10 protein-coding genes are annotated in these 12,181 nt (G+C 37.6%); 3 read left to right on the forward strand and 7 right to left on the reverse strand.

Annotation, left to right across the window (positions count from 1 at the left end):
• Window positions 1-43 precede the first annotated feature (43 nt).
• Window positions 44-919 (forward strand): NAD(P)H-hydrate dehydratase, encoded by an 876-nt coding sequence (locus IGK72_RS07660; protein WP_165548489.1) that lies wholly within the window; start codon window positions 44-46, stop codon window positions 917-919.
• Window positions 920-1,016: 97 nt separating this feature from the next.
• Here IGK72_RS07660 and IGK72_RS07665 read toward each other — a convergent pair whose 3' ends face one another.
• The 4 genes from IGK72_RS07665 to IGK72_RS07680 all read right to left on the reverse strand — a co-directional run bounded on the left by IGK72_RS07665 (window position 1,017) and on the right by IGK72_RS07680 (window position 4,836).
• Window positions 1,017-2,657 (reverse strand): peptide ABC transporter substrate-binding protein, encoded by a 1,641-nt coding sequence (locus IGK72_RS07665; protein ID WP_023895637.1) that lies wholly within the window; start codon window positions 2,655-2,657, stop codon window positions 1,017-1,019.
• Window positions 2,658-2,719: 62 nt separating this feature from the next.
• The gene (locus IGK72_RS07670; protein WP_002378407.1) at window positions 2,720-3,040 is read right to left on the reverse strand and encodes a cupin domain-containing protein; all 321 of its coding nucleotides are present in this window, start codon (window positions 3,038-3,040) and stop codon (window positions 2,720-2,722) included.
• Window positions 3,041-3,173: 133 nt separating this feature from the next.
• Window positions 3,174-4,193, reverse strand: coding sequence for a branched-chain amino acid aminotransferase (locus IGK72_RS07675; RefSeq protein ID WP_010707490.1), 1,020 nt, complete (start codon window positions 4,191-4,193; stop codon window positions 3,174-3,176).
• A gap of 190 nt (window positions 4,194-4,383) precedes the next feature.
• Complete coding sequence (locus tag IGK72_RS07680; RefSeq protein WP_430619598.1) at window positions 4,384-4,836, reverse strand: DUF2188 domain-containing protein; 453 nt, start codon at window positions 4,834-4,836, stop codon at window positions 4,384-4,386.
• A 198-nt stretch (window positions 4,837-5,034) separates the two neighbouring features.
• On the opposite strand from IGK72_RS07680, the gene IGK72_RS07685 reads away from it, so the two are divergent.
• A complete protein-coding gene (locus IGK72_RS07685) occupies window positions 5,035-5,205 on the forward strand; it encodes a hypothetical protein (RefSeq protein WP_002380379.1) in 171 nt (56 codons plus the stop codon).
• Window positions 5,206-5,388: 183 nt separating this feature from the next.
• The gene (locus IGK72_RS07690) at window positions 5,389-6,000 is read left to right on the forward strand and encodes a lipoprotein (protein ID WP_002382413.1); all 612 of its coding nucleotides are present in this window, start codon (window positions 5,389-5,391) and stop codon (window positions 5,998-6,000) included.
• Window positions 6,001-6,046: 46 nt separating this feature from the next.
• Here IGK72_RS07690 and IGK72_RS07695 read toward each other — a convergent pair whose 3' ends face one another.
• From IGK72_RS07695 to IGK72_RS07705, 3 genes are all read right to left on the reverse strand, one after another.
• Window positions 6,047-6,691: a DUF998 domain-containing protein gene (locus IGK72_RS07695; RefSeq protein ID WP_023895634.1), complete on the reverse strand. Its 645-nt coding sequence runs from the start codon at window positions 6,689-6,691 to the stop codon at window positions 6,047-6,049.
• Between the two features lie 120 nt (window positions 6,692-6,811).
• Entirely contained in the window at window positions 6,812-7,966 is a 1,155-nt protein-coding gene (locus IGK72_RS07700) for an AI-2E family transporter (RefSeq protein WP_023895633.1), read from the reverse strand.
• 240 nt (window positions 7,967-8,206) lie between these two features.
• On the reverse strand, window positions 8,207-12,181 hold the full coding sequence (locus IGK72_RS07705) for an endo-alpha-N-acetylgalactosaminidase family protein (RefSeq protein ID WP_023895632.1): 3,975 nt from the start codon (window positions 12,179-12,181) through the stop codon (window positions 8,207-8,209).

Raw genomic sequence — 12,181 nt, forward strand, 5'->3', positions numbered from 1 at the left:
AGTATACTGAGAACAAAGAAATCCCAAGAAAAGGAGTGATAGAATGCGCTATTTAAGCAAGGACATTTTAGAGGAAGTCATCACTCAACGCCCCTCCGACTCTTATAAAAGTAATTTTGGGCGTGTTGTATTAATCGGAGGAAACCGACAATATGGCGGAGCCATCATCATGAGTACCGAAGCGTGTATAAATAGTGGCGCTGGTCTCACCACTGTGATTACTGATGTTAAAAATCACGGGCCTTTACATGCAAGATGCCCAGAAGCCATGGTCGTGGGCTTTGAAAAAACAGTCCTTCTGACGGACGTCGTAGAGCAAGCGGAGGTTATTTTAATTGGTCCAGGTTTAGGCTTAGATGCTACTGCACAACAAATGTTGAAGAGGGTGCTTGCCCAACATCAAAAACAACAATGGTTAATTATCGATGGCTCAGCGATTACCCTCTTTAGCCAAGGCAATTTTTCCCTTACCTATCCTGAAAAAGTTGTTTTCACACCTCATCAAATGGAATGGCAACGTTTGAGTCACTTACCTATTGAGCAACAAACACTGGCAAATAACCAGCGCCAACAAGCAAAATTAGGCAGTACGATTGTTTTAAAAAGTCATCGCACCACAATTTTCCACACAGGAGAACCTTTTCAAAATACAGGCGGCAACCCTGGGATGGCTACTGGCGGAACTGGGGATACCTTGGCTGGCATCATTGCTGGTTTTTTGGCTCAGTTTAAGCCGACAATTGAAACCATTGCTGGCGCCGTCTACTTACACAGTCTCATTGGTGATGATTTGGCCAAAACCGACTATGTTGTTTTACCAACGAAGATTAGTCAAGCCTTGCCGACATATATGAAAAAATATGCCCAGCCACACACTGCACCTGATTCTGAACTATTAGAACAGAAGCGTTCGAGATAAAACCCGAAAAGGCTAAATGGTGACAAATTTTGGGTTAAAAAGCAGGATTTAAGCCTGGGCCGAAAATCAAAAGCGATTTTCAGCCCAGGCTCTCTTTTTATTTTTCCTTATAAACATTTTTTAACGTTAATGGAGCGCCAAAGGTATGAAAATTCAAGCCTTTGACTTTATCATTTTGCAGGACTGTTTGTTCATTTTGGCTAAGTGGAATCATGCCAGCAGTCGTTTCAATCACTTCTTTTTCAGCCGCAATCAGTGTCGCCCATCTTTTTTCTGGCTCTAAGGCATAGGTTGTGGCTGCTTCATCTAATAATTTGTCATAGACAGGGTTCTGATAATTGCGATCATTGCCCTTGTATAAAGTCATCAGGGTAGAAATAGGATCTTGATAGTCTGGTGTCCAGTAAATTAAGAATAAATCATAGTCACTTTCTCGCCCAAAGTTCAATGCAGCTTCGGTCGGCAATGCGGTTAGCTCTATTGTCAAACCAGGAAACAGTTCTTGTAGCGAGCCTTGCAAACTTTCACCAATTTTTTTGTAAGAACCATCATCTGTTACCATCAATTCAACGTTAACCTTTTCTCCTAATTCTGCTTGTGCTTTTTTCCAATAACTTTGCGCTTTTTCTTTGTTATAAACCATTAAATCACCTGCTTCTTGACGAAAATCGAGTCCCGTTGTGGGATTCGCCACAAAGCCTTCCGTAACCGCACCATGTAGCGCTTTAGAACCATCTGCAATAATATTATTGACTAGATTTTCTTTATCTATTCCTAAAGCCAACGCTTTACGCAGGTTTTCGTTTGCAAGTGGCGTTGCTTGCCCTTTCCGTTTTTGATTTAAGCGCAAATAGTTCATTGTCGCTGTTGGGTACGAATGATACAACGTATTATTTTTATTCTGTTGCGCCAATTCACCACTTAGTGTAGCCACATCTAATTGTCCATCTTCAAAAAGATTCAATGCGGTAGATGTTTCTTTGATAACCGTATAATTGATAATGTCTGAGCGCACGTTCTGGTAATCCCAATAGCGATTATTTTTTGCTAGTTGCCAGTCCATCTTTGTTTGCTGCCAATCTTTTACCACGAACGGACCATTATAGACGACTTTATCACTAGCAGTTCCATAGTCCGCACCAAATTGTTCGACTACTTTTTGATTTTGCGGGAAAAATGTCGGAAAAGCTAACAAGGACGTAAAGTACGGTTTTGGCTCTTTGAGCGTCACCTTTAATGTATAATCATCCACAGCTGTGACACCTAGTTCATTGGGTGCTAATTTCCCAGCTGAGATTTCTGCACCATTTTGAATTGTTTCAACGATGAGGAAACTATAGACAAAGCCGTTTTTAGGATCAATCATTTTTTTCCAAGCATATTCAAAATCATGTGCTGTGACAGGATCATCGTTACTCCAAACCGCTTCTTTTCTCAAAGAAATCGTGTAAGTTTTTCCATCTTCTGAAATCGTCGGCAATGCTTTTGCTACGGCTGGTACCAATTGGTCTTGTTCATCTAAACTATATAACCCTTCAAACGCTGCTGTTTGGACAATAGCATCTGGAAAATCCAATAATACAGAGGTGTTGAGCGTTGTTAATTCCGAGGGTGACATCAGTTGAACGGCTTCTTTGGTATTTTTCTGTTTCTTTTTATTTTCATTTTTATTGGTACACCCAGCTAAAAATCCTACCAATAAAATACAAACTATTATGATTTTTAAATACTTTTTCATCTTCTTTCTCCTATAACTCTTCATTTTTTTATGCTTTTACTTACAGAAAGACAGCTCCCCTTTTATTTTGTCCTTTCCACAAGCATCCAGACAACGACCGCTGGCTCCAACCCATCATTATAATTAATGTGCCCCTCACCAGCTTCAATTAATTGGGCTTGTCCAGCTTTTCCGACTAAGTCTTGACCATCTTCTAAAATCGTATGTGCTTCGCCAGAAATCACATAAGAATATTCATCCTGTTCATGGCGAGCATATCCAGCTAAAGGCCGTTTTTCACCAGGCTGTAATGTAATAATGCCCATTTGAACTTGTGTATTTGGTTGGTTTTCTTTATCAAAAAAAATCGTCATTTCTTCTGATTCTGCTGATTTAATAAGCAATAGCTTTCCCTCCTTTTTTAAATCTTGTATCTTCCATTATTCCTTTAAATAGAATCAAAGTCAATCTTTTTATAGAAAATTCTGAATATTCTACACAAAAAAAGAGAGCATGAATTCTCTCTTTTTTGTCTCTTTAAACTTTTACAATCCAGCCTTCTGGCGCTTCTTTGTCACCAAACTGTATGCCAACCAGTTCATCATATAGTTGCTTAGTCACTGGTCCAACTTCCGTTTCACTATAAAATACATGGAAATCTGTGCCGTTTTGAATCCCACCAATAGGAGAAATAATCGCCGCTGTGCCACAAGCACCCGCTTCGGAGAAGTCCGCTAATCGATCAATGTAAACGTCTCCTTCAAGCGCCGTCATCCCTAAACGTTCTTTTGCTAGCGTCAATAATGAATATTTAGTAATACTTGGCAAAATAGACGCTGATTTCGGCGTAATAAAAGTACCCTCTTTGGTTATGCCAAAGAAATTGGCTGCACCAACTTCTTCAATTTTCGTATGCGTATACGGATCTAAATAAATGCAATCACTAAATTCTTTCTCATGTGCTTCTGCACCTGGTAAAAGACTAGCTGCATAATTGCCCCCCACTTTAGCGGCCCCAGTTCCTCGACCCGCTGCTCGATCATATTCAGAAACGATAAAGTTGGTTGGTGCTAAACCATTTTTAAAATACGAACCAACCGGCACGCAAAAAATAGAAAAAATGTATTCTTTGGCAGGTGCTACGCCAATATTATCGCCGACACCAATCATATAAGGGCGAAGATACAACGTACCGCCCGTTCCATATGGCGGTAAATAAGCAAGGTTGGCTTTCACCACTTCTTGGCATGCAGAAACAAAGGTTTCTACTGGCACTTGTGGCATCAGTAGACGCGCACAACTTTTTTGTAGCCGTTTGGCATTTTCATCTGGACGAAACAAATTGACAGAACCATCTGCACATTGATACGCTTTTAATCCTTCAAAACATTGTTGGCCATAATGTAGAGCAGGCGAACCTTCACTAATCGTTAACTGATTGTTATCTGTTAGCGTGCCTTCTTCCCACTTGCCATCTCGCCAATAACTAATATAACGAAAGGGCGTTTTAATGTAAGAAAATCCTAAATTATTCCAATCAAGATTGGCTTTTTCCATTGTCGTAGCACCTCAATTATTTTGATTTTTTATCTTAATTAGTGTAATTGTACCCACCAAAAACTAGAAAAGCAAGTCTTATTCTCATTCTTAACTTTTGTTATTTTTTCTTACTTGTCCATTTCTCCCTCGCAAAAAAACCTTGATAACCGTTTCTTGAATTGCAACGGAATATCAAGGTTTCGAAAAATTATTCAGTATACTCTTTGGTTTCTTGTAACGTACCATCTTTCTTATAGATTTTCAGCTTTGTTTGCTTATTCCGAGCAATTTCTTGGGCTCGTTCAATCGCCTCTTGTTTGTGGGTAAATGTATTACTTGCTTTTTCAGCGCTGTCTGAAATCACCAACCATTGGCCGTCTTTATATTTAACGTTGACAGCCGCCGTTAATAATTTTCCCGCATGTTTATCCTGTTTATGCGAATCTTGTTTCGTAGGATTTGCTTCTTGTTCAAATGCCTTTTTGTCTGCTGCACTTGCCTCTTGATACCATTTCTCCGCTTGACTAATCGCAATTGGAATGGCGCGATCATCAGGGTAGCCATACGCAAGCAACGCATTGCCAATATCTATCGCTTTTTTCCGAATCAAAGGTGCTAAATTTTTCATTGATGTAGGATAATCATTCATATTCCAAGGCATCAAAATCTCCTCCTTAAATTCTGTCTATTACTAGCTTACTACAGAAAAGGAACATTTGAAAAAGAAATGAATCAAAGACTTATTTTTTTTAAGGTTAACTAAAAATATTTGTTTACAATGTAAAAAATGCTATCTTTATTTATGGAAGCTTAAGCAGAAGTAAAAATTTATAAATCCAACAAAAGGAGTTGCTAATTTATGGCTAATGTAAAATATATTGGAAACGATACAAAAAAATCTGAAAAAGGGAAAATCCACGTAAGAAATGGCAATTATACAGCTTGTGGAGCTCGAATCGATGACAATCCTGAAGACTGGGAAAATACAACCCAATATGTTACTTGTGAAAAAAAAGGCTGCAAAAAATAAAAACTATTAATAAAAAAGAAGCTAAAAACCATCAAATTCTAAAAAAATGCTTAAGTTTCCAATTTATACTACTGATTATATAACAATAAATTGTTAAAAATATAAATACATTTTAAAGTGGGTTCCCCTTCCAAACTTCTCAATCTTTGAGTGTATGATTACTCATTTCCCTTTGAATCAGTTATGATAAAGGAAGAAATAAATAAATTTTTTGGAGGGATTTTCATGAAAATGTCTAAAGTACTCACCACTGTTTTGACGGCAACTGCTGCTCTTGTGCTGCTTAGTGCTTGTTCATCTGATAAAAAAACAGATAGTAGTTCTAGTAGCAAAGAAACAGCTAATTCAAGTACAGAAGTAGTCTCTGGTGCTTCAATTAGTGCCAAGCCTGAAGAGCTCGAAATGGCGTTAAGTGATAAAGGAAATTGGATTGTCGCAGCTACTGACAATGTCACTTTTGATAAAGAGGTAACAGTTGCTGGTACTTTCCATGATAAGGGGAAAGATTCCAACGATGTCTATCGTAAATTAGCGCTTTATTCTCAAGATGATAATAAAAAAGTAACTGCTGAATATGAAATCACAGTTCCTAAGCTAATCGTTTCTTCTGAAAATTTCAACATCGTTCACGGGACTGTCAAAGGTGATATTGAGGTGAAAGCAAATGGCTTTACTTTAAATGGTACCAAAGTTAATGGCAATATTACTTTTGATAAACAAGAATACAAAGATTCTGCTGACTTAGAAAAAGATGGTGCCACTGTTACTGGTGAAGTCACCGTAGCCAATAATTAAGTTATTACCAGACAATTTTAACTAGTAAAAAACCAATGACAAATGTTCAATCAAATTTGTCATTGGTTTTAGTTTGTAAACACAGTGCCAGCATTGGTAGATAATTACAAAATGAACTCACTCTTTGCCATAAGCCTAAATAATTAAATGGTTTTACCTGTTGCAACTGTGGAATCCTTGCTAAGCCATATAAGCCGGCTGCAAGCATACATAAAATAAACAAAAAGCCAAAAAGGTTTTTATTTTTTTGCGAACCGTATTTACTATAGATAACGGTTAAGACGCCTGATAACAACAAAAAGCCTGTATAACCAACTGCTGATCCTCCGTTATGAAGCGCGGCAGCAACTGTGCCAGCGCTTGAAGTGTCTACGCTGAAGAGCCCACTGAAAATACAATCAAATAAACCATAAGCGCCAATCATTGCCACTACTAACCAAGCACCTTTTTTCGTTTTTCTGGAAAAAATAGCATATATCCTAGGTAAACTTGCTAACATCAACATTCCCGCAATGATAGTTAACCGATTAAAGTTTTCCCTAACTGGACTATTCACATCACCTAATAAGCTAATTACTTCTGTCAATTGATTGTAACCTTGATCTTTGAATCCGACATAATAAGGTGTAAAAAAATCAAGTAAGACCCCTAAAACTAAAAAATAGCCGCCATATTTTTTTAAAAACTGCATCTATTCACCTCAATTTTGATTTTTTATTTACTTTAAGTATAGCATATCAAAAATTCCAAATAATTAAACTTTCTTTTCCACTAAAAAACTTTTCGTCAACGCGCGACGAAAAGTTTTACTTTAGGATTCAATAGAATCTACAATCTTATCATTTTCTTTTGATTCATTTAGCCACTCCGAGACAATAATTTTAATGATTGCAGCAACAGGAACTGCTAAAAACATCCCTAAGACGCCGAAGTACGCTCCCCCAATCGTGATTGAAACAATAATTAAAATCGGATTGACATTTAGGGCATCTCCCATAATTCGAGGACCAATAATATTGCCGTCAATTTGTTGTAAAATTAATAAAACTAGTAACACCGTAATTGCTTGAGTAACACCACCTGTGAAAAGCGTAATCACACCAGCAACAATTGACGCAAAAATCGAACCAAAATAAGGAATCATATTACAAATACCTAATAAAATCCCCAAAGTCACAGCAAATTTCACATTCAAAATATTTAACAAAATCGTTGATGAAACGCCAATTATACAAGCATCAAGAAATTGGCAGCTGATAAATTTATAGAAAATTTTATTCGTTGTATTTAACCAAGTTTGTGTTTGCTTGTACACTTTTTCAGACAGCAATTTGTGGGCAGCCTTTTCAACAAATGTCAAAATAGATTGCTTAAATACCAGCGCATATATTGAGATAATCAACGTCAAAAATGCATTTAAAAAGAATGATGAAACATTTTTAGTCAACGTTCCTAATGAAAACAACGCTTGTGTCCATTGATTTAAAAAACGTTCTGGCGACAAATCTTTAAGGACACTATTTAAATATTTTTCAATCGCGGCTGTTTTTAAAATCCCTTTATCTTCTAAACTCATTACAAACTGAACCATGTGATCATAAAAAGTGGGTAAAGAGTTTGCTAAATCTACTAAATTACTAATGAGTAGCGGAACGATATAGTTTAATGTCAAAACAAAAATAAACAAAATAATCAGGTACAAAAGGAGTACGCTCAAGCCGTGTTTCGCTTTTTTAACGACTGGTAAAGGAACTCTTTCTAGTAATCCCTCGATTTTTTTCTGACTTCCACTCAATAAATAAGCAATCACAAACCCAGTAATGAATGGGGATAAGATGCCTAATAAACCCGAAACACTATGGACAAAGTGCTGATAATTCGTGATTAATAAATAGCCAACAATCAGCGCCATTACAAATAAAAAGCGGACAACCCAGTAATTCCAATCAACATTGTATTTCTTCAATCACTTCACCTCTAAATAAATTATGCCTATCATTGTAATTGTAAACGATTTGTGGCAAAAGGCAAGTTTGTCCATTCGTTCTTGATGAAATACACAAAGAAGCCTGACACTTTAAAAAATGTGTCGGTTTATTCTGCAGTATAAAAATGAGGCACTAGACCTTGCTTCTTTTCATAAAAGAAGCAACTTGGGCTACAAGTACGTTTAACTTGTAGACCAAGTTGCTTAGATAGACTAAATTTATTTTTTTGATTCCACTGTGACCGTAAAGTTATCCATAATGAAATCTTTATCGGCACCTGTTGTAAAAATACCAAACGTAGTGTTTCCTGAAGCATCCCCAATTATTTCTGCTTCATAATGCTTGGTTTGACCATCTGCTGCTGTCGAAGTTAACTCACCGACTGGCTTAAAGTCATTGTTATTTTTCAACTCCCCATTAATGGTCCCAGCAGTAAAGACATTTTCACCATCAGTTTGATAATCAAATTGGACCGTATATTTCTTGTTCGGTTCAAATTTAATATTTTGCGGAATTGTTTGAAGCATCAATCCTGCTCCTTGTTTATGGGCTTTCAAGGACCAGTTGCCTTCTAATACATCTGAAACAAGGTTTCCATTCCAACCATATTGTGTGTAAGGTTCATTTCTTTCTGATAAATGAATCCGTGGATCTTCTACACCACCAGCTGAGCCTTTAACAAACGGATATAACCCAACTGCTTGTGTGTCTTCAAAATCTTGCTTAATAACTGTTTGTTTGTCTGGGTTCATGATATCCGTTTGACGCTCAACAATTCGTAAATCATCAAATTTTGTAACGGAATTGCCTTTATCAACCGCTAATGTCACCGAGCCTTTTTTGGCATTATCTGGGATTTCAAAATCAATTCGCATATTTTGCATATACTGCGGATTTTTCCTGCTTGTATGGTTAATATCTGCCTGAATGTAGTTTTGGGCAACCGAATTATTCACTGTCCGCGTATATTTTTTACCACCAATTTTAACAGTTACTGTGGCTTTGCGATCATGTGTTTCTGTGTTTAAATACAAACTATATTTTCCTGGTTTAGGAAGATTGATGTCTTGTTTGATTTCGGTTCTTTCTTTTTCTGAACTAAAGACATAATCACCGTTAGCATCTTTTTTAACCTCTCCATCACCTCGGAAAACTTTCCAGTTATTTTTTAAGGTATTGGCTTCATTAAATCCAGGATCTTTAAATGGTGTTCCTGTTCCAAATGTCATCGGTTCAATACTGTCAGGTTCAGCAATGACATACGGTGTATTAGCCTCGGCTTGGATGGTCACTTGGTTATTTGTAGTGGCAATTGCGCCTTTGTCAATACGCCCTTGATCTGTTAATTCATATAAATGTAAATTCGTTTTTCCTTGCATTTTCTTATCCAATGACCAAGTGCTGGTACCGCCTTTTGGATTCCAGTGATATAGTTTGTCTTGACCATTGACATTCCAAGGCAGTAGATACGCATCACCTTTTAGAACTTCTGTCTCATTTAACGTAATGCTTCTTGGCGAATTAGCATCTGCTTGAGTAACGGTCACTTTTTCAGCACCGTTCGCTAATTTAATCGTACCATAGATTTGACCATCTGCTGCTGTTGTAGTTTCCCAGTTTGTAATTTGGTAATGTTGTAAGAACTTAGTTGGGACATTAATGGCAAAAGTTTTTTGGCGATAGGTATTAAAATTGGTTTTACCCACCCAACCTTCATAGGCTTCAAATTCAGCTCCACCTAACAAAGGGTTGTCGGAAATAATCCAAGTGTCTTTTTGATGATTCCGAATAAAACGAACGATTGTACTGTTAAAGCCCTTCGTTGTTGTACCGCCGTAATCTTTTTCTGCAGACCAATGGTTCCAAACCGAGTCATACTCTAAAGCATTCGGAAATTCATTGGTTGTAAACCAACCGAGTGAATTAATTTCTTTACTTAGTTGACGACTTGCCCAACCTGATTCGCCTTGATTGCCCCAAACATCAACATAAATATAATCTAGATTCGGTGCTTTTTGTTTTAATTCTTTAAAGCGCTCATAGCGACGACCACTCAATGCATCGGGTCTTTGTTTAATAAAATAAGACGGATCTAACCAATCCCAGCCACGCTTCGTTGGATCAACTAATTCCTCATTAAATCCTTTTGCTTCTGGGTAAGACTCGGTGTCATTAATATGCACACCGAAAACGGCATTTAATTTATGGCCTTCATCAATTAATTGATTCAACGCTTGTTCCCCACCAGGTCGCTGACCAATAGCACCGTAATCTGGATGCGCAGAATCATGTCCTTCATTTTGATACCCTTTTAGTAAATTCATTTGTCCTAATCCATCTGTTAAATTGTAAATGCGTTTTGATTCGTCTAACGTCACTAAGAACGGGTTCGTCGCCTGACTAGCAAAGTTAAAAGGAATCCGTTGGTTGACTAATTCAGGGACTTTTTCCGCGCCCATTGGGTTATTCATAATTGAACGGAACCCAATTGCCGCATCTTGCCAATCCACCCGATTGTCGTCGTTGCTATCTTTTGAGAATTTAACTTTCACTTCTGGCGTTTCTCCAGTTGTGTAATCTTCCGGTGCATCAAATGGTCGATAGGTCCATGCCCCACTTGACAAGGTTGTTACAAAACCAGTCGCCGCTTCTTTTGTTTGTTTATGGATTCGATTGTTGTCACTACCATCGACAGAGCCGTCTCCATAGGCGTTCGTCCAAAAACTTGCAGCATAATTCGCCGTATTTAAGAAACCATACATATATTTTTTCGTTTCTTCTTGGCTTGTTGTAGTTAAATCTTGGATAGTATCACCATTTTTATTTCCGTTATTTGCATTTGTCCCAGTATTCATCACAACGCCAGCAAAAGTCGCCCCTTCATCTGTACTATTGACAGAAATCAAGCCTTGATTTGGAATTGAAATTGTGTGTATTTTGGTTCCTTCTTCACGAATATCTGAGAGTTTCATAGCTAATTCTTGGCCTTCGGAAACAGTCAATGTTGTTGTGAAACGCAGACCAATTTCTGGGACAGCTACGTTATAAACGGCTTGATTTGCTTCACTCTTTTGTTTTTCAGCAGTTGCTTTATATGCTTTGCCATCAATCATTACTTGGTCAATTTTCTCGTGTTGGCCATTAAAAATCACTTGATTACTCTGAGGGTCTTCGTAACGAATAATTCGTGGAAATTGTGGGTCAACCACGGCTGTTAAATCTGCAGAAGAGATTTTGTCGCCTTTTTCAGCTTCATTGTCTTTAGCAACAACAATGCTGGCTTTTGCTTTGATGTTTGTATTTTCCAAAGTACCGTCGACTTCAAAAGTTCCTGGTTCTTTGTATGCATCAGGATCGATTTCATCCCAACGGACTGCTTCATTGGCTTCTTTACCAGTATTATAGGTCACTTTTACTTGTTTCGGTAATTTTGGTGCGACACCAATTTTTGTAAAAACTTTGACTGGCGCAATTTGTGTCACTTCTGGCACAATTTCTGGAATGCTATCTACGGGGCCATTTTTAAAATAGTCATAATTGACAATTTTTTTGTCGTACCACAAACGGACACCCACATGTCCGGCTTCTGTTGGAATTTTGTCTCCGTTGGTCAAAACAGGTTCTCCTTCGTAAATCAACGTGGTGTTAAGCCAGATAGTAATTTTTTCACCAACATAACGTACTTTCAACAAATAATTCGTATCTTCATTTAACGTTGGCCCAGAAATCGAATCATTCCACGAATTAGGGCTTTCAACTAACCATTTGCCATTCGCGTTATAGCCTACAAAAACCCAGCTATCTTTGGTATTACCACGAATAATCACACCCGTCCGACCGCTTCCAGCAGTGTATTTAAACCTTGTTTCTACTTCACCATCAGCTAATTTAGGGGAATCTAAATTTAAAGATACGGCATTATTACCTGCTGCTGCATCTCGTGAAATCGCCAATGACTCTCCTGCTAATTCTCGATTTGTTTTACCAATCACATCTTGCCACTCACCAATTTTCCCTCCTGGAAAATCAGATTGCCACAATTTTTCTTCTGTTGCGGTAGGTTCCACCATTGATGAGCTTGTTTCAGTGCTGCTGTTTGTTGTTTCTTCTGCAGACGTACTTAATGGTACTAAAATCGTTGCGCTTGCCAATAGTGTCAATGTACTAAATCGTTTTATTTTTCCATGTTTCAT

The sequence above is a fragment of the Enterococcus sp. DIV0183 genome (assembly GCF_050541505.1).
Classification (GTDB): domain Bacteria; phylum Bacillota; class Bacilli; order Lactobacillales; family Enterococcaceae; genus Enterococcus; species Enterococcus faecalis.

Bases quoted from the DNA above. Each gene is read 5' to 3' on its own strand.
- IGK72_RS07675 (WP_010707490.1), bottom strand. From the start codon at position 4,193: ATGGAAAAAGCCAATCTTGATTGGAATAATTTAGGATTTTCTTACATT.
- IGK72_RS07690 (WP_002382413.1), top strand. From the start codon at position 5,389: ATGATAAAGGAAGAAATAAATAAATTTTTTGGAGGGATTTTCATGAAA.
- IGK72_RS07665 (WP_023895637.1), bottom strand. From the start codon at position 2,657: ATGAAAAAGTATTTAAAAATCATAATAGTTTGTATTTTATTGGTAGGA.
- IGK72_RS07705 (WP_023895632.1), bottom strand. From the start codon at position 12,181: ATGAAACATGGAAAAATAAAACGATTTAGTACATTGACACTATTGGCA.
- IGK72_RS07680 (WP_430619598.1), bottom strand. From the start codon at position 4,836: ATGCCTTGGAATATGAATGATTATCCTACATCAATGAAAAATTTAGCA.
- IGK72_RS07695 (WP_023895634.1), bottom strand. From the start codon at position 6,691: ATGCAGTTTTTAAAAAAATATGGCGGCTATTTTTTAGTTTTAGGGGTC.
- IGK72_RS07685 (WP_002380379.1), top strand. From the start codon at position 5,035: ATGGCTAATGTAAAATATATTGGAAACGATACAAAAAAATCTGAAAAA.
- IGK72_RS07660 (WP_165548489.1), top strand. From the start codon at position 44: ATGCGCTATTTAAGCAAGGACATTTTAGAGGAAGTCATCACTCAACGC.